This is a genomic window from Paenibacillus sp. IHB B 3415 (genome assembly GCF_000802655.2).
In the GTDB taxonomy this organism is placed as follows: Bacteria; Bacillota; Bacilli; order Paenibacillales; family Paenibacillaceae; genus Paenibacillus_AQ; species Paenibacillus_AQ phytohabitans.
In genome coordinates this window covers 18,890-39,266 of sequence record NZ_JUEI01000037.1, presented here as the reverse complement: position 1 = coordinate 39,266, position 20,377 = coordinate 18,890, and the positions used below count along the sequence as shown (strand labels likewise).

At 46.7% G+C, this 20,377-nt stretch carries 20 protein-coding genes and 1 pseudogene; 13 read left to right on the top strand and 8 right to left on the bottom strand.

The window, feature by feature from the left end; translation table 11 throughout:
• Positions 1-1,289 (top strand): helicase-related protein (locus QW71_RS17405; protein WP_039301065.1); only part of this gene is annotated, 1,289 nt, incomplete at its 5' end.
• 225 nt (positions 1,290-1,514) lie between these two features.
• Here the strand turns inward: QW71_RS17405 and QW71_RS17400 are convergent.
• The gene (locus QW71_RS17400; RefSeq protein ID WP_039301089.1) at positions 1,515-2,825 is read right to left on the bottom strand and encodes an amidohydrolase family protein; all 1,311 of its coding nucleotides are present in this window, start codon (positions 2,823-2,825) and stop codon (positions 1,515-1,517) included.
• A 165-nt stretch (positions 2,826-2,990) separates the two neighbouring features.
• Between QW71_RS17400 and QW71_RS17395 the strand changes: the two genes are divergently transcribed.
• The 7 genes from QW71_RS17395 to QW71_RS17370 all read left to right on the top strand — a co-directional run bounded on the left by QW71_RS17395 (position 2,991) and on the right by QW71_RS17370 (position 10,614).
• Positions 2,991-3,422, top strand: a complete 432-nt coding sequence (locus QW71_RS17395; RefSeq protein ID WP_039301062.1) for a MarR family winged helix-turn-helix transcriptional regulator — start codon at positions 2,991-2,993, stop codon at positions 3,420-3,422.
• 243 nt (positions 3,423-3,665) lie between these two features.
• Complete coding sequence (locus tag QW71_RS40515; protein WP_160311818.1) at positions 3,666-3,830, top strand: hypothetical protein; 165 nt, start codon at positions 3,666-3,668, stop codon at positions 3,828-3,830.
• Positions 3,831-4,271: 441 nt separating this feature from the next.
• Positions 4,272-5,645 carry an extracellular solute-binding protein gene (locus QW71_RS17390; protein ID WP_039301059.1) on the top strand — a complete coding sequence of 458 codons (1,374 nt, stop codon included), beginning with the start codon at positions 4,272-4,274 and terminating at the stop codon, positions 5,643-5,645.
• Between the two features lie 155 nt (positions 5,646-5,800).
• Entirely contained in the window at positions 5,801-6,691 is an 891-nt protein-coding gene (locus QW71_RS17385; RefSeq protein WP_039301056.1) for a carbohydrate ABC transporter permease, read from the top strand.
• Between the two features lie 18 nt (positions 6,692-6,709).
• Complete coding sequence (locus QW71_RS17380; RefSeq protein WP_039301053.1) at positions 6,710-7,534, top strand: carbohydrate ABC transporter permease; 825 nt, start codon at positions 6,710-6,712, stop codon at positions 7,532-7,534.
• A 93-nt stretch (positions 7,535-7,627) separates the two neighbouring features.
• Positions 7,628-9,406 (top strand): sensor histidine kinase, encoded by a 1,779-nt coding sequence (locus QW71_RS17375; RefSeq protein ID WP_039301050.1) that lies wholly within the window; start codon positions 7,628-7,630, stop codon positions 9,404-9,406.
• The gene (locus QW71_RS17370) at positions 9,403-10,614 is read left to right on the top strand and encodes a response regulator (protein ID WP_039301047.1); all 1,212 of its coding nucleotides are present in this window, start codon (positions 9,403-9,405) and stop codon (positions 10,612-10,614) included. Before QW71_RS17375 ends, QW71_RS17370 begins: the two co-directional genes overlap by 4 nt.
• A gap of 61 nt (positions 10,615-10,675) precedes the next feature.
• Here QW71_RS17370 and QW71_RS17365 read toward each other — a convergent pair whose 3' ends face one another.
• The 4 genes from QW71_RS17365 to QW71_RS39900 form a co-directional block, all read right to left on the bottom strand.
• The gene (locus QW71_RS17365; protein WP_039301044.1) at positions 10,676-11,041 is read right to left on the bottom strand and encodes a DUF4190 domain-containing protein; all 366 of its coding nucleotides are present in this window, start codon (positions 11,039-11,041) and stop codon (positions 10,676-10,678) included.
• Between the two features lie 91 nt (positions 11,042-11,132).
• Positions 11,133-11,957: a GNAT family N-acetyltransferase gene (locus QW71_RS17360; RefSeq protein ID WP_039301042.1), complete on the bottom strand. Its 825-nt coding sequence runs from the start codon at positions 11,955-11,957 to the stop codon at positions 11,133-11,135.
• A 1-nt stretch (position 11,958) separates the two neighbouring features.
• Positions 11,959-12,735, bottom strand: coding sequence for a glutamate racemase (gene murI / locus QW71_RS17355; RefSeq protein ID WP_039301039.1), 777 nt, complete (start codon positions 12,733-12,735; stop codon positions 11,959-11,961).
• Positions 12,736-12,947: 212 nt separating this feature from the next.
• The gene (locus QW71_RS39900) at positions 12,948-13,118 is read right to left on the bottom strand and encodes a hypothetical protein (protein WP_179093454.1); all 171 of its coding nucleotides are present in this window, start codon (positions 13,116-13,118) and stop codon (positions 12,948-12,950) included.
• A gap of 245 nt (positions 13,119-13,363) precedes the next feature.
• Here QW71_RS39900 and QW71_RS17350 point away from each other — a divergent pair, with 245 nt between their 5' ends.
• Positions 13,364-13,816: a GrpB family protein gene (locus QW71_RS17350; protein WP_235441484.1), complete on the top strand. Its 453-nt coding sequence runs from the start codon at positions 13,364-13,366 to the stop codon at positions 13,814-13,816.
• On the opposite strand, the gene QW71_RS17345 is transcribed toward QW71_RS17350, so the two are convergent.
• The 3 genes and pseudogenes from QW71_RS17345 to QW71_RS39025 all read right to left on the bottom strand — a co-directional run.
• Positions 13,776-14,936: a C45 family peptidase gene (locus QW71_RS17345; protein ID WP_039301033.1), complete on the bottom strand. Its 1,161-nt coding sequence runs from the start codon at positions 14,934-14,936 to the stop codon at positions 13,776-13,778. The genes QW71_RS17350 and QW71_RS17345 overlap by 41 nt on opposite strands.
• Before the next feature lie 366 nt (positions 14,937-15,302).
• The gene (locus QW71_RS17340) at positions 15,303-16,457 is read right to left on the bottom strand and encodes a site-specific integrase (RefSeq protein ID WP_235441483.1); all 1,155 of its coding nucleotides are present in this window, start codon (positions 16,455-16,457) and stop codon (positions 15,303-15,305) included.
• Positions 16,458-16,805: 348 nt separating this feature from the next.
• Positions 16,806-17,393, bottom strand: a pseudogene (locus QW71_RS39025) (ImmA/IrrE family metallo-endopeptidase); the annotation flags it as partial.
• Positions 17,394-17,563: 170 nt separating this feature from the next.
• On the opposite strand from QW71_RS39025, the gene QW71_RS17330 reads away from it, so the two are divergent.
• The 4 genes from QW71_RS17330 to QW71_RS17315 all read left to right on the top strand — a co-directional run bounded on the left by QW71_RS17330 (position 17,564) and on the right by QW71_RS17315 (position 20,181).
• Positions 17,564-18,016, top strand: a complete 453-nt coding sequence (locus QW71_RS17330) for an ArpU family phage packaging/lysis transcriptional regulator (RefSeq protein WP_039301023.1) — start codon at positions 17,564-17,566, stop codon at positions 18,014-18,016.
• A gap of 150 nt (positions 18,017-18,166) precedes the next feature.
• Complete coding sequence (locus QW71_RS17325) at positions 18,167-18,736, top strand: ATP-binding protein (protein WP_039301020.1); 570 nt, start codon at positions 18,167-18,169, stop codon at positions 18,734-18,736.
• Positions 18,708-19,781 carry a hypothetical protein gene (locus QW71_RS17320; RefSeq protein WP_039301017.1) on the top strand — a complete coding sequence of 358 codons (1,074 nt, stop codon included), beginning with the start codon at positions 18,708-18,710 and terminating at the stop codon, positions 19,779-19,781. Before QW71_RS17325 ends, QW71_RS17320 begins: the two co-directional genes overlap by 29 nt.
• Positions 19,759-20,181, top strand: coding sequence for an ASCH domain-containing protein (locus QW71_RS17315; RefSeq protein ID WP_047013823.1), 423 nt, complete (start codon positions 19,759-19,761; stop codon positions 20,179-20,181). Before QW71_RS17320 ends, QW71_RS17315 begins: the two co-directional genes overlap by 23 nt.
• The last annotated feature ends 196 nt before the right edge of the window (positions 20,182-20,377 follow it).

Genomic DNA, 20,377 nt, shown 5'->3' with positions numbered 1-20,377 from the left:
GGGGGGGGGAGGAGACGGAGGCCGCGCTCCGCCAGGGTGCGGGGCCGGCTGTGGCTGCAGCGACGCTGACGCTGGAGCTGGGGATTGACCTGGGCGAGCTGGAGCGGGTGCTGCAGCTCGGCGCGCCTTACAGCTGCGCGAGCTTCGTGCAGCGGCTGGGCCGCTCGGGCAGGCGCGGGGACGCCGCCTCCGAGATGATCTTCGTCACGCCCGAGGAGGAGGACGAGGAGGCGCAGCTGCCTGCGCGGATGCCGTGGACGCTGCTGCGGGCCATTGCCGTAATCGAGCTGTACGTGCGCGAGAAATGGGTCGAGCCGCTGGTCGTGCGCCAGCTGCCGGTCGGGCTGCTGTACCATCAGACGATGAGCATCCTCAAGAGCATGGGCGAGGCGGAGCCGGAGGACCTGAAGGAGGCGGTGCTGAGCTTGCCTTCCTTCCGCAGTATTGATCCCGCTGATTATGACGCCTTCATGGAATACATGCAGGGCATGGGCCATATTGAGAAGATGGATGAGGGCAGCCTGCTGATCGGGATGGCGGGGGAGAAGATCGTCAACAACTTCCGTTTCTATGCGGTATTCAAAGACGATGAAGAGCATGTTGTCTATAACGGCACCGAGGAAATCGGTTCAATTACTACAGTGCCGCCGCCGGGCTACTGCTTCACCCTGGCCGGCAAGCTGTGGAAGGTGGAAGAGGTCGACAACCGCCACAAGGCGGTCTATGTCAAAGGATCACGCGGCAAGGTAGACACCTTATGGCTTGGAGCCGGAGGGGATGTCCACACCCGGATCATGACGAAGATCCGCGAAGTGCTCGGATCGACAGCCTTGTATCCGTATCTTGCGCCAAGCGCGGCCGCCAGACTGGAGCGGGCCCGCAGGCTTGCCAAAGAGAGCGGACTCTTGACGCGTTCTGTCCTGCCTGCCGGAGGAGACTCCATGTTCATCCTTCCATGGGCGGGCAGCCGCCAGTTCCGTACGCTGGAGCGCCTGCTGAAGAACAATCTGAAGGGACCGCTCGGTCTGCGGTCCGTCGTGCCGATGGAACCTTATTATATGGTTGTCGCCGGCAAGGCAGATGCAGAGACGCTGGAGGAAGAGATTATTGCCGAAACCGCCGCAGCTACGGATGCTATTTCCCTGCTCGGACCGGATGAGGCGCCTTACCTCGGCAAATACGATGAATTCATCCCGCATGATCTGCTGCGCAAAGCTTTTTCACTCGACGGGCTGGATGTTCCGGGATTGCTCAGCGTGATGGAACAGTGGAAGCAGCCGCCAGCATAATTGATATAGTAATATATAACAAGAAGCAGCCGATTCTAACGTGATCGGCTGCTTCTTTTGAATAATTAGTGGCGAAAAGTAATGCTTGCTTTCAACGGGATGCTCCAATGAAACTCATGGACCCAACGATCAGAATGTTTTAAATGTTTGTAGGGCGGCCGTGTAATTATTTCGTTTACAATAAGTAATCGCTCTGACAACATAGTACGGAGATATTGGCTCTGATTAATATCGTTGTTGCACACCTTTGAACCACACGGATTTGATCGACAAGGTATCCGAGATGTTGGTTGTCGGATCACCGGTTACTAAAATAAGGTCAGCGCGTGCGCCTTCGGCAATACGACCGCGATCGTTAAGACCAAAGCAACGGGCCGGTTTTGCGGTAGCTGACTGAAGCGCTTCTATCGGAGTGAACCCGGCCTTCACCAGCAATTGCATTTCATGATGGACGCTGGCTCCATGAGCAAGGCCGCCAAGATTCGGAACAGGAACCGGCGCGACATCCGTCCCTACCAGAATATCAACTCCGGCACGGTGAAGGTCCATCACATTTTTAAAGCTGTTCTCCATATTGCCTTGCGGAAACGTATTGAAGCTTGAGTTCAAGATATCGATCCAATCTGAACTTAACTTGGAATGAACACGCGGATCATTCGCCAATTCCGATGCCGGATTTCCAAGGATAGATGAATTCAACACCAAGCACGGTGTAACAAAAGCGCCTGAAGCCGCTATGGACATTACTAACCCGGACGTATTCTCGGGTCTGTCGATAAACAAGTGGCCCAAACCGTCGACTCCAAAATCGATGGCCTCTTGCGATGAAAGAGCCGTCAATACGTGGGCGATGACCAGCTTATCGAACTTGTGGGCTTCTGTCACGGCTGTTTTTAGAATCTCCTCGCTTAGTACAGGCAGGCCAGGCGCACCCATGACCGTTCCTTCTTCAATCATGATCTTAATATAGTCGGCGCCATTCTCCACTTGGGTATGCACATGTTTAATCGCTTCTTCCACCGTTGTCACTTGCGGTATTTCTTCGTGATCGTGAGCGTATGCAGCCAACATCGATTCCCGGTCTTCCTCCGATAACTTCTCTAGTTCCTTTAATATGAATTCCGGTATTTCATCTCCATCTGGCAATAATTCATCTGGGTGTCCGCCCGGAGCGGTGATCGCTGTGCCAGCAGAACGGACGTCTGCGACGTCATTCACATTTTTCAACTGAATCTCGCGCCCTCTTTTTGTAAAATCGCCGTTCATTTCGAGTTCTGTTGTCACGCCGAATTTTAGTGCATCTCGTAATCCGCCGATCGAAGTGTGGACATGTGCATCAATGAAACCAGGCATTAGAGTCGCATTTTCTCCATCGATAATCGTTGCACCAGACGGAAGGTCTCCGCCCACTGAAATGATGGACTCCCCCTTAACGACAATATGTCTTGGCGCAATCATTTGATTTCCATCAAAAATACGTATATTTGTAATTGCCGTAACTTGTTCTAACGCAGCATTTTGTGTGACCTTATCCATCTCCATATGAATTCCTCCCAAGTGTTTGTAATTTGAATAATTCGAAGTATAACTATTAGATAACTAACTGTCAATAATCTAATTATTCTTTTGACAAGCCTATAGGATCACTGTATAGTTTATTTGCTTACAGTTAGATTCCTAACAATCACAGGGGGGAAGATCATGGAATCCCGAAAGGATACGCCTTATCTGGATTTGTTTCAGATTATCGGTCTTAAGTTAAAGAAAAGAGCGGACGAAAGTATAAAAGAGCAGGGGTTAAACGCTCAACAAGGAAAAGTAATCGATTATATTTACCAGAACCAAAATAATCATATTATTCAAAAGGACCTTGCCGATAGGTTTCATCTACGTGGGGCCAGCATTACAAGCATGCTTCAAGGTCTAGAGCAAAAAGGGTTCATCGAGCGCAAAATCCCGGCCAATAATGAACGGCAAAAAAATATATATGTATTGCCAAAAGCGATTGAACTGATTGCAGACTTTCAAGACTCATTCCAAATGGTGGAGGAAGAAATCGTTCAAGTCCTTACCGAGGAGGAGAAGCAAATCTTGAAGGAAATATTGATCAAAATTAATGAAAGATTATCCTAAAGGAAAAAACCTACTCGACGGCTGCTTTCAATGAAATACCGAAACAAGGGATTAGTTATTACAGGATAAAATCATTGAACTCCATAACGGGGTAACTATAGCTTAACAATCATTTAACCGAGGTTGCCGGTATGAGACGGCAGCCCGGTTAGCTATGGGCAGACGTTGAAGTGAGTGGATATTTGTCAAGATGAATGGCTTCGTTACCATAGCTTTGTTCAAAATTGGGACGAGGGTGTTTGTATGGCGAAAATAGATAATGGAGCAGGTGATCATCTAATTATTTTGTTTTCCCCTGATGGCTCCATAATAAAAGGCTTCGATCATGAATCTGAATTAAGCCCATATGGCGTAAAAACAGTGACACTAACTGGCACAAGGGAAAAGTTGAGATTCCAAAAGGTGTAAGCGATGGTTCTGATTTTTTAGTGGGCTGTATATTCCATACACCAGAGGATTTTGTAGAATTTCTAATAGGTTATTTTGAGTTATCACCATCCTTAGATGTTGTTGCAAAAATTTACGATGATTTCCCCATTACGGAAGAGATGATCAATATCCTAAATTCCAACTGTGATGTACAGGAAGTTCTTCAAGAATTAGTTTTATTAAACTTAAGGGGTTAGATATAGAAATGCAGGGGTGACCGAAGATGGATTCTGTTGCAAATGTACGGTTGGCAGCTATGTTAAAGACGATGAACAGATGTTAGAGAAAAGGTTGGACGATTAGGCTGCTTAAGTGCAGTATACCTAGAAAAAACAAACCTTTATTCTGTAGTTCTCACCTTGTTGGAAGCGCTTCACTGGATGATAATAAGCATATCACGAACACAGGGGGCATCAATTAATGGTCAACAGAAAAATGAAGCAATCCGCTACCATCGCTTTCACCGCAGTTATGGCGTTAAGCCTTGCAGCATGCGGCAATTCGAACAACAATACAAACGACGGCGCCAAGAACAACGCCGCACCGAACACAACAGATAGCGGAAACGCCGCAGCAACAACTGCTCCAAGCGACAAGAAAGTAACAATTACCTTCCAGAATATCTATCCTGACCCTGCAACACCGGCTTACAAAATGATCAACGAGCTGACCGAGCAGTACCAGAAGGATCATCCGAATGTGAAGATTGAACTGGATACGCTGAACACAGACCAGCAGAAAGTGAAGCTCAAAACACAGGCTGCTTCCAAAGAAGTTCCGGACATCACCATCGTTAACCCGGCTGCACAAATGAAGCCTTTCGTAGATGCAGGATTGTTCGCACCGCTGAATGATATGCTCGAACAGAACGGCCTGAAGGACACTTATCAGGAAGGCCTGCTCGATTACTACAGCTTCGACAACAATGTGTATGCGCTTCCTGACGGTAATAACATCGAAGTCGTGTACTACAACAAAGACCTGTTCGCACAAGCAGGAATTGCTGCTCCTCCGACAACCTTTGAAGAATTGCTCCAGGATGTCAAAATCCTGAAAGATAAGGGAATTACCCCACTGGCTATCGGTGAAAAAGATTCCTGGACCGGCTCATTCCTGTTCATGAACATCCTGCTCCGCACCAATGGCGGCCCTGGATTCCTGCAGGATGTGCTTGACGGCAAGAAAACCTTCGAAGATCCTGCATTCGTTGAAGCGGTTGACGCATTCCAGGCACTGGTTCAAGCCGGAGCTTTCCCTGACGGTGCAACCTCCATTGATGCTAATGCCGGCGGTAACATCTTCAAAACAGGTAAAGCAGCCATGTGGTCGATCGGATCTTGGGAAACAGGCGCAATTGACGCATCCCCTGTAGCCGGTAAAGTTGGAGCCTTCCAATTCCCTACAGTAAACGGCAAGGGTGACCCTAACGAATTCATGCTTGCACCAGGCAGCGCATTTGCCGTATCTGCAAACAGCGAACACCTGCAAGAAACCAAAGACTTCCTGAACTACTTCGCTTCCGAATATCCTAAGAAACAGTTTGAACTGAAAAATGCTGTAGGTATCGGTCAAAAGGTAGACGGCGACCTCAAAGCTGCCGGTTACTCTGATCTGGCTGTTAACATTGCCGGCCTGTTCAACCAAGTTAAAGGCGGCGACCTGGCGTTCGATAACACGATGAACCCTGCAACAGCTCAAGTTCACCTCAGCAGCATTCAGAACCTCTTCGTTCAGAAAATGGATTCCGCTGCAGTCGCGAAAGAGCACCAGGCTGCATTTGAAGCCAACAAATAAGCAATACGCTATAGGCAACCGTAAAGCTGTCCTTCTCGATGCGAAGCAAGCTGATCCAGGCTTCTTCGCATCGAGTTTATCATGAAGATTTTCAATGTAAATATCGTGAATATCGTAAATAGACAAAGAATCTGCTTGTTTAGGAGGCGGGAAAGATGAAAGTACTTAAGGTGCCAGCACGCACAATAGCCGTCTTCATACTGCCATGTCTGCTCTTGTACGTGTGCCTTGTGTTTGTTCCCATACTGGTATCATTATATACGGGCTTATTGAAGTGGGACGGTCTTACTACTGCGGAGTTTATTGGCTTAGGCAATTTCAAAGATATGTTCTTCAATGATCCTGTGTTCTGGCCTTCCGTAAGAAGAACGCTGCTGTATGCAGTGGCTTCCATGCTGGAAATTCCACTTTGCTTAGGAATGGCTATCCTGCTTAACCGTTATCTGAAGAAAGCCAATACACTGGTGTCGATCTACTTCACACCGGTTATCCTGTCGGTTGTTATCATTGGACAACTCTGGAAGACCATCTACAACCCTACTTCCATGGGGGGCATGCTGAATGGCGTGCTGGTGTCACTCGGTCTTGACAGCTGGACTCACAACTGGCTCACCGAGCCGAACATCGCCATGTATTCCCTTTATCTGGTATCACTCTGGCAGTTCTTCGGCTACCATCTGCTGATCCAGTATACCGGAGTGCAGAATATCCCTGATGAGCTATATGAAGCGGCCAAAATTGACGGAGCAGACGGTTTCAAAGCGGATCGTTATATTACCCTCCCGCTGATTGTTCCGATCTTCAAAATATCGATTATCCTGGCGTTTATCGGCTCCCTGCAGGCCTTCGATCTGGTCATGGTCATGACAGGCGGCGGTCCGGCGCATGCGACAGATGTCATCTCAACCCATATGTATAACAGTTCCTTCATGTCCTTCAAGTATGGATACGGCAGTGCGATCGCAACGTTCCTGGTTGTTGTCTGTCTCATCTTTACCGGAGTGATCAATACCATCTTCAATAAACTTGAGAAAAAATACAACTAGGAAAGGAGTGCGCGAATCATGCGTAAATTTAAAAAAGGAATCGTGTATCTTCTTTTTGCAATCCCTGTGGTCACCCAGCTGTACCCGCTGTTATGGCTACTGCTATACTCACTCAAGACCAACGAAGAAATCATGGACGGCAGCTTCTTTTCTTTTCCCAAAAAAATTCAATGGCATAACTACTATGAAGCTTACACCTCCGGGAGTTATCTGAAGTATCTGTCTAACAGCGTATTCGTTACTGCGTTTACAATGATCTGTGTCATCCTGCTGGCTTCAATGGCTGCTTATGCGATCTCGCGGTTCCGCTGGAAATACGGCAATCTGGTGATGACCATCTTCCTGATGGGGATGATGATTCCGATGCAGGCTACCCTGCTGCCGCTGATGATTATTTTCAAAAATATGCATATCCTGAATACCCATTGGTCGCTGATTCTGCCTTACGTCGCATTCTCCACACCAATCGCCGTATTCATCTTAAGCGGATTCATGAGAGCTATCCCGCATGAGATTGAAGAGTCAGCGTTCATCGACGGAGCGAGTGTGTACCGGATTTTCCGCAGCATCATCCTTCCGGTATCGGTGCCGCCGGTAATGACGGTATGTATCCTGACCTTCATCAACATTTGGAACGAGTACATCCTGGCGGCAACGTTCATCTCGTCCGAGAAGCTCAAAACCCTGCCATTCGGGGTCTACACCTTCGTCAGCCAGTATTCGGTCAACTACGGCAACATCGGGGCATTCCTCGTTATGGGTGCGCTGCCGGTTATCCTGATCTACTTCTTCCTGTCGAATCAGATCACTAAGGGCATGGTGGCAGGGGCTGTCAAAGGCTGATCTGCAGAATTATGAATTCACGCGTTGCATATAAAATTGGGTTAGATTTATAATAGGAAACGGCAGGACAGGGTGTTGAAAGGAGAGAGTCCTATGAAGAGCGGCTTTCATTCCATCCATCATCGGTTGTTCTTGCTGTTTCTTTTTTGCATGTCCAGTATTCTGCTTATTGTCAGCTTGCTGTACTATAACCGGACTACGGATCAGCTGCATGAGAAGATCAGTGATTTGTCGCAAAAAAACGTCGCCCAGACCGCAGGTTTGTTCACACTCCTCTATAAGGGCTATGACGCATTGTCCAAATCGCTCAGCAATAACTTCGAGATGATTCGTCTGATTAATGAGAAAACCGATGAGCCGGCGGTGGCTTATATCAATGAGCAGACCGTGACGAATATTATCGGCTCGATTTTTTATTCACGGGATGACCTGGTGGGCATTCATGTGATCACAGACAGAGGGAAGATTTATAATTACGGGAATTATATGAACGTGGTCGATCCGGATTACGCCGATGAAGACTGGTATCACCAGCTGCAGGCCTCGTCAGGTAAAATGGTCTGGCTGGGGGTGTACCAGCATTCCCTGATCGATCAGGTGGAGGACAGCCCGGTGTTCGCCTTCGGCCGGCAGATTTATGATCTGAATGAGCATAAGCCGATCGGGATCGTGCTGTATGAGACGAATCCGCAGCCGGTTCTGGATGCCCTAGAAAACTTGAAGCTCGGTGAGCACAGTCAGGTGTATCTGATGTCCCCGGATGGACGGTTTGTCACTTCTGCTACAGATCCGACGCCGGACGTCTCCAATCTTCCTATGCTGCCGACTACGCAGAATGTGATGGTTGAGCAGCAAAGCGACCGGCTGGTCGTAGCCTCGAAGCTGTCATTCTCCGGCTGGTGGGTGATGAGTATAACCCCGGACAAGGATTTGAATGTAGAGCTGATTGAGATGAAGCGTTATTTGCTGATTGTTATTTCGGCGCTGATTATTGTCTCCACGCTGATTGCCTCGATCGTATCTCAGACCATCTCCTCGCCGCTGAAGAAGCTGATCCGGGAGATGAGGCAGGTAGAGGTCGGTAACTTCCGCGGAATGGTCAATGTCTCCTCCTATCAGGAGATTAATATTCTCGTGGCTTCGTTCAACCGGATGGTACGGCGGATCGAGGAGCTGATTGAACGCGTGAAGCTCTCGTCCGTCAGCGAGAAGAATGCTGAGCTGCATGCGCTGCAGTCCCAGGTCAATCCGCATTTCCTGTACAATACACTCGATATGATCTACTGGATGCTGGATGAGGAAGGCAATGAGCAGCTGGGGGAGCTGGTCTTGTCCCTGTCCTCGATGTTCCGTTACAGCAGCCAGTGGGAGGATGGGGCCGAAGTAAGCCTGCGCGAAGAGCTGGAGCAGATTGGCCATTATCTGAAGATTATCTCGATCCGGCTGGAAGGGCGGCTGCAGATTATTACGGAAATCGATGAACGCTGGCTGGACATCCGTGTTCCCAAAATGACGGTCCAGCCTGTAATTGAAAACGCCGTCAAGCACGGTCTGGAATCACTGGGCCGCCAGGGTATATTGAAGGTATATACCAGTGAAGAAGGTTCCGTTCTTAGACTGATTGTGGAAGACAACGGAAATGGAATGAATGAGGAACAGCTGAAACGGCTGCAGGACTCGCTGAATGGGGACGCTCCTGGTCCCAGTCCCAAGGAGAGCGGCAAAAGCGGCATCGGCCTTCAGAACCTGCACCGCCGGCTGCAGTTCATGTTCGGGGAGTGTTACGGCCTGCAGATTCAGAGTTTCCCCGGAGAAGGGACACAGGTTGCCATCGTGCTGCCGATTTCAGTGGAAGGAGAACAGACTACGTGAATATTCTTATTGCCGATGATGAACGGGTCATCCGTGAAGGCATCAAGCGCACCATCGGGCAGATTAGCCCGGAGCATCTGGTATTCGTAGCCGCCCGGGCGGAAGAAGCGGTTAAGATTATGGAAGAGCAGCGTATCCATATTGTGCTGACCGATATTCTGATGCCGGGAATGAACGGCCTCGAATTCATGAAGATTTCGAAGCGCCGGTATCCCTATGTGAAATGGATTGTCATCTCTGCCCATAGCGAATTCTCCTATGCGCAGGAAGCGGTCCGGCTGGGTGCGAGAGACTATCTGCTTAAGCCGATCGGCAAAACAAAGCTGACTGAGCTTATTGACAGCCTAACAACGGAAATCCAGCAGGACAACAATATCTCGCGGCAAGGCGAGCGGCTGAAGGCCAGTCTGAGATTCCTCCGCGAGGGGGTATTCCAGCGGCTGGCCTCGGGGCTGGATATCGGGAATCTGGATATTGAGCCTTTTATTGAAGATTACAACCACTTCTATCTGGTAATGGTCCAGCTGGACCCGGGTGACAAAAGCGTCCGCCTGGAGCATTTCATCGTTGAGAATGTGCTGTCTGAGCTGATCGACCAGCATGGACGGGGATTCGTTGTCAGCTATGACCGGCAGAGTCTGCTGGGCCTTATTACGCCGGGTGAGAACGTCCGGATGGAGCATTTCCAGGAAGAGGTCAAGGCTCATTTGACGCATTATCTGAAGATTCCTTTCCAGATCATCCACTCCGGGCTCAGCTACGACTTCAACACAGTCCCGCAGGTTGTGAAGCGGATGCGGGAGGCATCGGCCTCCCAGGCGCTTGAACTGGAGCCGATGAAAGGCAGCGGGGAGAAGGCCATTGATGTTGCGCTGCACTATATCAAGGAGCATTTCTACGAGGATCTGTCGCTGGAGAAAATGGCTTCGGTGGTATTCCTGAATCCGGCGTACTTCAGCCAGCTGTTTAAGCAGAAGACGGGGCAGGGCTACAAGGAATATGTAACCTCCCTGCGGCTGGAGCAAGCGAAGCTGCTACTGCTCAATCCCAAGCTGAAGCTGGCTGAAATTGCTGAACGGGTGGGTTATCAGGACATGCGCCACTTCACGCAAATGTTCCGTAAGAAATATCAGCTTACACCGACGGAATACCGTCAGCAGGAGAGTATCAACATTCTCATGAGCAAGGGTACTCCGCCGCAACAATAAAAGGAAGCTGATGCCGGTTATCGAAACCGGTGTCAGCTTCCTTTTATTGTTTTTTCACTATTTAAAAGCTGTTTAAATTGTTGAAATAATTCACCGTGCCGGTGTCAATATTACCAAACATCATGAGTGCAAGAACAAACAGTAGGATTAGTACAGCATAAATGATGGTGCCGACAATCCCGCAGACCAGCCCGGCAATCGCCAGCCCCCTGCCTTGCTCATAGCGGAGACGGATCTCCTTGAAGGCGAGTGCAGCCAGAACGATCGCAATAATCCCAAAGAGGAGTCCAATATAAGGAACTACGATGGAGAGAATGCCGAGCACCAGTGCTGCGATCGCTTTGCCGTTCGTCCGCTCCTGGCGGGGCGGCGGGGGAAACTGCTGGTAAAATTCCTGATCTCCAAAAGGTGGGGGTTGATAACTCATAAGTTAACTCCTTCATAGTTTGTGAGCAGAGGCTCCATAGACAGATACATGTTTCTAACAGTATATAATATTTTGAATACAGAGATAACCGTTAATAGTTAATCCAGTGCTCAAGCTTCACTGCGGGGGTAAGTCCAATCGATTCAGCCAGACGGATCGAGGCGAGATTGTCTTCAAGTACCTGATACCTCGGAATATATCCCCTTTGCAGAGTATGGTATAACGCTGTGCGGACCACGCGCTGCGCCAGTCCGTTTTTTCTTGCGGCAGCAGCCGTATGTACAGCTCCAATCTCCCAGACAGATTCCTCATTGCGGAATACAAAACAAGTGCTGAGAGGCACGTCTCCCTCGAACAATGATACAGAGAAAGCCCCCTCCTGAAAATATAGACTGATTTCCCCCTGTGAATAATCATTTGCCATCCATAACGGCAGCAGCCGTTCATCCATTGCTTCACTTACGATGCATGCCCCGTCTGCGCTGAAGGTTTGGCCTTCGGCCGTAGAATAGGAATAGAGACTGCGGACTTTATGCAGTGTGAAATGCGGCTCCAGCGCCTGGCGGTACGCATCCTCCTGCAGCTTAAATACGAGCCTTGCGTCCCTTGGCAGCAGCTTCAGCAGGGCGGGGAAGACCTCCGGGCTGCTGTAGTCCATAAGCACAACGGTGTCGGCTTCCGGATAGGTCCTGTGATCGTAGGGGAAGGTCACGGCAGGCATCAGCAATAACACTCCCCAGTGATCCTGCTGTTCGATCATCGTACTGTCAATCTGAGTGTGATAGGCGGTCATCATTTTGAGTAGCGTTATATTCTTCAGGGGGCTTCGACGTAATCTCCCCATGATCGCTTCATAGTGGCTCAAGTCATACACTTCCTTTTCTCCGGTAATCATCAGCAGCTGATCGTAATTCAATTCACAGTTCATCCAGAAGTTTGAAAAGGCGATGATAATTGTCTAATGTGCAGGTATCCTCAACTTTCACACCAGACTTGAAAAAGATGATATCACCACTACCTTGGTTAACCTGACCTTTGTGTTCGAGGATACGTTTCAGATGTCTGGCTGTTCCAATACTTCCTGAGATGAAATCAACGTCTTCAGGGAAAATCTTCTTAAGACTATTCTCAAAATAAGGAAAATGAGTACATCCGAGTACCACTGTGCCGTACTGCTGCAAATTAAACCGGGACAATTCTTGATTCAAGTAGGGGATGATCTTCTTTTCATCAAATTCAAAGCTTTCAGCGAACTGCACCAGTCCGGGAAGTGGTAAACTGTTCACAATTTCCCCATGATCTATACGGTGAACTAAATCATGATACTTCTTCTCCTGCAGCGTAAGTCTCGTGGCTAACACCAGAACCTTTTTCTGTTTTCCTTCGGATTGTTCAATGGCAGGCTTCACTGCCGGTTCGATGCCCAGGATAGGAAAGTCATACCGGCTTCTGAGCTCCTCAATCACGATACTGGTGGCAGTGTTACAAGCAATGACCAAAGCTTTTATATTGTGTTTAGCAATGAAATCTACAGCATTTAGAATGTACTCTCTAACTTCTTCTTTTGTTTTCTCTCCATAAGGAACATGTGCAGTGTCTGCGTAAAAGAGGTAATCTTCTTGCGGCAGAAATTTCAGTGCCTGATGAAGCACCGTTAAACCGCCTATTCCGGAGTCAAATAATCCTATTCGCATATTTCCACTCTTCCCGTGATTATTAGAATGATTGTATTATTCTATCACTACATTAACTTTATAACTACATTGCCCGTTCAGATTCACACACTCTAATTCATATATGAATTCTGATTCCCGGCTGTGCTTGAGATCTGGAATTTCATCGGAAAACATAAAAAAGACCGGACTTCCGCCAATGTTTCCATCAGCGAAGCCCGGTCCTTTTACATTCAGCTTTCGTTCTTGGTCACGCCATTTAAGCTTGGCACATAATCTTCGGCTTTATCCGGATTCACCATCTGGGGGATTTCGGTGATGCTGGAGTGATTCTGCTGGTTGTTCTTTTTATCGGCACGGTTATCAGCACGGTCATGCTTTGGATCTGCACTGTTCTTGGGCACACTGTTCACCTCCATATCTGATGGATAGTATGAGATAGCGGTTTGCATTTTATCCCGGCAGACTTAACGAAACATAGAATACTTGGCAGGCAGGCACATTCCCCGTTGACAGGTGCGCTATAATATATTTACTAAAAACTGTTCACACCAAGGAGGGGAAGATCATCGCTGAGAAAACAAAAGTTGTTGAAGTTGTTCCCTACGACCCGGCCTGGAAGGTTGAATACGCCAGAATTGAAGCGCGGATGCTGGAGATCGCGGGAGATCTGATCATAGCGGCTGAGCATGTGGGCAGTACCTCCATCGAGGGGTTATCGGCCAAACCTGTTATCGATATCGATCTGGTGATGGAGAGCTATGAGAAGCTGCCGGAGATCATCCGGAGATTACAGCAGTACGGTTATGAGCATCAGGGCAATTTGGGGATTGAGGGCAGGGAAGCCTTCCGGAGCTTGCAGGATGACGGATTTATGAAGTACCACCTTTACGTATGTCCGAAGGACGGGAAGGGATATCTTGAGCATATTGCATTCCGCGATTATCTGCGTAGCAGCCCCTCTGCCCGTGAGGAGTATCAGGCGGTCAAGCAGCGGCTTGCGAAAGAATACCGTTATGATATCGACTCATATTGTGAGGGGAAGACAGAGTTCGTGCACTCTATTCTGCAGAAGGCAGCTGATCCCAGAATCCGGCTGTAGATGGGCGGTTAGGCAGAACGGCGTGATATTCGCGGACTCCGGCCGGGTCGTTGAACCCAAAGGTCCTCCAGCTGTTCAGCTGCGGGGAACCGAAGCAGATATGCGCCTCGCGGGCCGTGTTATCGAAGACCATCGACCATAACGTTCCGAAGCCCTCACTGTAATGATGACAGCAGACTCCCTTAGGGTATTCTGTGCCTGCGATGGCTTGCATGGCTGCCACGGGGCTTTGGAGTGCAGCTTCGTCCGTAAGTGCCGACCGCAGCGCGTCATACCTTGTCCTCGAATTCTCCATTACCTGCAGATTATGAGCCTGCATGGATGGAAGGGTATAATGGTTGGCTGATAGGACAAGCTGGTTGCAGTTCCCGCCAGCCGCTGCCGGATAATATTGGATCTCTTTATGCGTACCGGCAGTTTCAACGAGGGCGATCTCGCCTTTGGCGTCCGAGATCAGGAAATTCCGGTAGTCGGAGACTGGCATGCTGCGCATCAGCAGCACCGCTTCTTCCGCAGTGGTGCAGTTGTCGAGCAAGGCGCGGACCACTCCCGGAAAAATAAAACCTTCCCCGGTCATCTCCGGCCGGATTCTCCCCGATGTAGTTGTTACAGTAAGTCCAGCATCATTCATTCCGTCATAACGGCCGAACAGCTGGAGCGCAAAGCCGATATGTGCAGGTTTACCCTTCACCCGTGTTGTACTGAGCAGCAGCTGATTATAAGGCTCATCCTCCCAGCCAAAATCATAATTACGCATATGACAGGTATGCCCGCCGTTATCCGGACTTGTCCGGTATGCAGCTTGTGTACAGTGACCGGATGGCTGGAAGTAGGAGTAATAGAACACAACCTGGACGGGTTCGATACCGGTCTCGTCGGCGAAGCCTTTGATTTCTTCGTTCATGCCGGGGCAATATTTCTCGAAGCTCTCCATGACTCTATCTGCCGCAGACGGCAGCAGCGGGGAAGCCCCCATGAACGGCGAGGATAAGAATGAGATGAGCTCGGAATTATGCTTGTAATGAGCGCCCAAGGCACGGCCGACCTCATAATGTGTGCCCTCCGTAACGATATGGGAATATTGTGCGGTCCTGCGTTGAATAGGGGGATTAGCATCCATTGTATAAGTACCTTCTCTCGTTTACTCTATGCGCAGAGTAGGTTCATTATAACGGGCGAGCTCTTCAGTCGGCAAAGTCCGTTCCGGCCGAAATACCCGCATGGGCTGCTATATAGGGAAGCGCAATCATTATAGGGTCATATTTTCTTGGACGGAGTAGGAAATACTTGTATTATTGTCATTTTTAAGGTAACTTATTGATATAACTTCCGGATTAACTTTTGCCGGAGGCGCAGTTCCAATAACGGTATATGTAAGCCGAAGAGGAGCATTCCCCCAATGCTCCTTTTTGCGTGGAAAAACCCTTGAAAGGCGCGGTTCTTCGGGCTTTTCGAGGGTTTTATTATTGGAGAAATCACATGAAAATCACAAGAGTGTGGATGTATTCATTTTCAACAGGTCACCGAATTGAATATTGAGTTTATTTACATCATCCTGCTTCATCTTCTTCGTGACATGTAAATAGATCTTCGTAGTTGTTTTTGGATCATCGTGTCCGACCCTTTTCATAATATTGGCGATATCCACTCCAGCCTCTGCAAGCATGCTGATGTGGGTGTGCCGGAAAATGTGAGGAGTAGCATGTTTTGTTATATTTGTGTATTTTAAGATCCGTTCCATTCGTTCGATTACATTAGTCGGGTGAAACGGATAACCATTAGGCCTGCAAAACACAAAGTTCTTAGTGTGATGATCGTCAAACTGTTCCTTGTATCTATTGTGGATTTTAATTTGTTGTTCTTGATAAGATTGGAGTAATTTAATGATCGAAAGGTCTAAATTAAACGACCGTATAGAGCCTGTTGTCTTGGGAGGAGTTAATTCGTAAATTCTCATGTTATTTTTAGGACTATATAGTGTTTTGGTTACCCGGAGCATTGTAGTGTCAAAATTGATATCTGACCACTTTAATTCACAAAGTTCTCCGGATCTTAATCCACTGAAGGCCAAAAGATAGAATGTCTCCAGATCACGCTCAAACCCATGACTCATCACTGCATTTAAAAAACTTTCGAGTTCATGCCGCTCTAAATATGATGCCTCTAAATCATCACCCTCGATTTCCTCGACGGTTAATGCTTTTTCTTTGATTATAGCATCTTCAGTTGGGTCGTCCTTTCTAAACCCTTCTTTAATGGCCCATTCAAAAATCATGCCAGCTACAGAATGTGTGCTCTTGATCGTATTTATGGCATACGGCTTATAAATAAACTTACCAGGGTTCTCTTTATCTTTAACTGGATATCCGACCGTTCCCATCTTATCAATAACTCCCTGGTATTGCTTTTTTGTCACAGTGCCTATGGATGATTTTCCTATATAACGTGTTAGTATTTTAATCGCTTTGTCTCTGTTTTGTAAGGTAGCATCTTTACTGATCGTTTTAATATATTCTTTTCGCCATTTTGAAGCGGCCTCAGCAAAGGTGGTTTTCTTTGCCTTTTTGGTATCAATGCCTGCAGCCCGTCTATCGTATTCTGCCTTGCATTCTGCTTTTACTTCGTTAATTGTATCCCGCACACGGGGGATCTGTGTGCGTTCGCCGGTTACAGGGTCGGGCGGTCCCTCAATGACAAGACGCCATTTGATCCCTGCTTGTTATTGGCAGGCACTTTCTTTGGAGTGGGGGCAGATGATCGTTTTTTTGGATTGTCCATGGGGTCGCTCCTTTTTGAATTATTCGAGGTGAAGACAACTCATGTAATATTTATGCTCCAGTTTCTATGAATTAGTAAACATTAAAAATTAATAGCATCGTCAACCGCCTCCAAAGGCAGAATCAGCCGTGTCACGCTCTGACCGTGACGCCAGGCAACACGGGACAAATTAATATTTACGTACCCTCTCTGATTCGGAGGGAGCGAAAGATCACCAGGGAGAACGGTGGGCCTCTTGTCTAGAGCGATAGAAAGACGAATCATGCAGCTTATAGGATCGCTCCACATTGAGAAGTAAAGGCTCATCCCAAATGAATCCATGACGTTGCTCGATGACCAAGGCTTCCGGGCGGGAGAGATCTAACCCATACAAGGAACTTATACGAGGCTGCTGGAGGTAATCGAGGCCTGTCATCGGAGAGTCATAAATGGTTGAAACAGGATTTGCCGGAGAGTGGCTGGCATATGTAAGGGTCGACATTAATTTAGATTCGGTTATTCGATCTTCAATTTGACTAAGGCGTAATTTAGCAAAATCCAGATATACGTGGAATTCGCTGACCAGTAAGCTAAGCACTTGACTTCGGTTCAGGGGCAAATGCATCTGTTCAAGCATAAAGAATGGAATCATTGCATAAAGCGCAAATTGGTTCGCTTCATTTTCTTGGGCTTCTCGAAACAACCGTGGCATCCAGCGTTGATCGCCGGAGTGACGGATGACATGACAAAGCTCATGGAAAAAGACCTTTCGCTGCTCTATGTATTCATCACGTCTGTCGATAAAGATGACTTTATCCTCATTTTCGCTAAATGGGCTATTGTCGTAGTGTTATTCTTCTTTTGCTACAAATCATCACACACGATGAAATAAAATATATCAATTCAGAATTAGGACCCCCATTACCTTGGCCGGACGGGGGTCCAATCTCGTACCTTCATTCGAATTATACCACGAGTGAGGGGATTATCATGGGGAAAAGCGACAAATTAGCAATCCAATTGGCTTTTGACATCCTCCCGATCGACGAAACAGAGACCCGTCGCCGGGTGGAGGAGTATTTGGAAACGGTCCGTGTATACCGGCAGATTGGCTTCGTGCGGCGCCAGGCGGCGCTCACGGCCAGCCCGGAGCCGCGGTACCACGGATCGACGAATGCGATCAGCCGGACTACGGAGAATATAGCGGTATGGAATACGGATAGGGAATTGGAGCTGGAGCGGCAGTCGAAGCTGTTAGAACTGGCAATGGGTCGGCTTAAGAAAGCAGAGCGGGAGATCATTCAGCGGCGTTACCTGGACCATGAGGATGAGTATGATTCGATATTGTACGGAGAACTTGGGATGAGTGAGCGGAAGTATCGGAGGGTGAAGTCCAGGGGGATTTACGTATTGGCATGTACGTTAGGATTAGAAGTACTGTAAGAGGATAAATAATAGAAAAATAGGACTATCTTAGTTGGATAGTCCTATTTTTTATGGTGATTTTTTAAAAATAAAAGAATATTTTGGAAGGTGATTGTTATTTACTGTAGAAATATTAAGGTGAGGTGAAATAAAGAAGGAGGAATATTTGTGCAGAAGATAGTTTTTGTAGCTGGGATTCATGGTGTGGGGAAAACATATCTTTGCGATCGTTTATCAATAGAGCTTGATGTTCCTCGTTTTTCTGCAAGCAAGCTAATATCTAAACAGAAAGATTATGAATTTACTAATTCTAAAAAAGTAGAACAAATACAAGAAAATCAAGGATTTTTGATAGATGCGATACATAATTATACCGAGGAGTTTCCCGCTATATTATTAGATGGTCACTTCTGCCTACTCAATAAAGAAGAAGGCATCGAACGACTACCCGAAGAGACATTCGATAAGTTAAACCCAGTGTGCATTCTACTTAAGATAGAAGAGGTGCCCATTATTGCTGATAGGCTAAAAGAACGTGATGGAATTGACTATGATGCTGATTTTTTAGGTGATTTTCAAAACTCTGAGATTGAGTATGCAAGGGAAATTGCTGAAAAATACTCAATCCCATTACTCATACACTCTACCGATCAGAATCACGAACAACTTTTAGGCTCTTTAAAAATGTATTTACAAAAGGAGAATGAATATGACAAGAACAGTACGCAGACAAGATGATTATTTGGCGAAAAAAAAGTTTAGAAATGTGGATTTGAATGATCCTTTTTTTGATTCTCTTAAGAATGACTATAGTGAGTTTGAGGATTGGTTTAACAGGAAGCGGGATGCAGAGGCGTATCTCTACTATGAAGAAGATCATGTAGAAGGTTTCCTATATATAAAAATGGAAGAGGGACCTATCACTGATGTATCCCCTCAGTTGGAATGTAACCAAGCATTGAAAATTGGAACATTTAAAATTAATCCACATGGAACAAAGCTTGGAGAACGGTTTATAAAAAAAGCATTGGATTTTGCAATCGTTAATAATGCAGAGTTTTGTTATGTCACGATTTTTAATAAGCAAGAAACCTTGCCCCTGATAATGTTGATGAAAAGATATGGTTTTTATGAATATGGAACAAAGGATACTCCCAATGGGGTAGAGTTGGTATTAATTAAAGATTTAAAAGTTTTAGCGAATGATATACTTCTTGACTATCCACTTATCAAAAAACAAGATACAAACAAATATCTACTGGCTATATATCCTCAGTATCATTCCATTATGTTCCCCGATTCGATTCTTAATACGGAGGACGTAGATATCTTGGAGGATATCACATTTACAAATAGCATTCATAAGATCTATGTTACAACTATGCCAGTTCAAAGGACATCTCGAGGAGATGTATTAGTAATGTATCGAACAGCAACGCCTGGTCAAGCCGCTGAATATACATCTGTAGCAACATCCGTTTGTGTTGTCGAGGAAGTAAAAAGCCAGAATGAATTTGGGGATTTCGACAGTTTTTATTCATATGCAAGTACCTATAGCGTTTTTGATAAAGACGATTTAAGGTATTGGTATAATAAAGGCGGATGTTATACTATTAAGATGACTTATAATGCGGCTCTTAGTAAAAGGCTGATTAGAAGAAAATTAATAGAAGAAATTGGTTTAAGTCGTAGTCAACGATGGTCTTTTATTTCAATTACGGAAGAACAGTTCGACGATATTCTAAGAGAAGGTGGAGTAAGTGAAAGTATTATTATCGATTAAACCGGAGTTCGTAGAGAAAATTTTTAGCGAGGAAAAGCGCTACGAGTACCGAAAGACTATTTTTAAACAAAAGGTAGACACAGTGGTCATTTATTCTACTATGCCTGAAGGAAGGATTGTAGGGGAGTTCAGTATTGATAGTATTTTAAATGATGACCCAGAGAGTATTTGGAATAAAACAAATCGTTATTCGGGGATAACTCATGGATTTTTTAAAGAATATTTCAATAATAAGGAAAACGCCTACGCTATAAAGATTGGTGATATTGATCGATATGAAAAGCCGATTGATCCTAAGGAGTTCGATTTTCCTTTCACAGCACCGCAATCATTTTTTTATGTTGATGATGACTATCGTCCAATTTCGCAAAGAATAGATTTAGAACCAACCCTGTTCTAAAATCGTCTGGCCGTTTTTTGACCGACATTTGACCACACAATGGCCGTTCATTAGGTCTGGGGCATGATATATTTGTACTGTGGAAATCAGGCGAGAGTGATACGCACGGCTGCAGCGATGCGGCATTAACCGGGGCGTATATCCTCTCGCTTTTTCGTTTTTGATGATGCTAAAAAATCTCACCGCAGTATTGGAA

Excerpts from the sequence above, each read along its gene's own strand:
- QW71_RS17330 (WP_039301023.1), top strand. The coding sequence starts at position 17,564 with ATGGGGAAAAGCGACAAATTAGCAATCCAATTGGCTTTTGACATCCTC.
- QW71_RS17385 (WP_039301056.1), top strand. The coding sequence starts at position 5,801 with ATGAAAGTACTTAAGGTGCCAGCACGCACAATAGCCGTCTTCATACTG.
- QW71_RS17395 (WP_039301062.1), top strand. The coding sequence starts at position 2,991 with ATGGAATCCCGAAAGGATACGCCTTATCTGGATTTGTTTCAGATTATC.
- QW71_RS17380 (WP_039301053.1), top strand. The coding sequence starts at position 6,710 with ATGCGTAAATTTAAAAAAGGAATCGTGTATCTTCTTTTTGCAATCCCT.
- QW71_RS17320 (WP_039301017.1), top strand. The coding sequence starts at position 18,708 with ATGACAAGAACAGTACGCAGACAAGATGATTATTTGGCGAAAAAAAAG.
- QW71_RS17375 (WP_039301050.1), top strand. The coding sequence starts at position 7,628 with ATGAAGAGCGGCTTTCATTCCATCCATCATCGGTTGTTCTTGCTGTTT.
- QW71_RS17345 (WP_039301033.1), bottom strand. The coding sequence starts at position 14,936 with ATGGATGCTAATCCCCCTATTCAACGCAGGACCGCACAATATTCCCAT.
- QW71_RS17390 (WP_039301059.1), top strand. The coding sequence starts at position 4,272 with ATGGTCAACAGAAAAATGAAGCAATCCGCTACCATCGCTTTCACCGCA.
- murI (WP_039301039.1), bottom strand. The coding sequence starts at position 12,735 with ATGCGAATAGGATTATTTGACTCCGGAATAGGCGGTTTAACGGTGCTT.
- QW71_RS17400 (WP_039301089.1), bottom strand. The coding sequence starts at position 2,825 with ATGGATAAGGTCACACAAAATGCTGCGTTAGAACAAGTTACGGCAATT.
- QW71_RS17365 (WP_039301044.1), bottom strand. The coding sequence starts at position 11,041 with ATGAGTTATCAACCCCCACCTTTTGGAGATCAGGAATTTTACCAGCAG.
- QW71_RS17350 (WP_235441484.1), top strand. The coding sequence starts at position 13,364 with ATGCTGGAGATCGCGGGAGATCTGATCATAGCGGCTGAGCATGTGGGC.
- QW71_RS40515 (WP_160311818.1), top strand. The coding sequence starts at position 3,666 with ATGGCGAAAATAGATAATGGAGCAGGTGATCATCTAATTATTTTGTTT.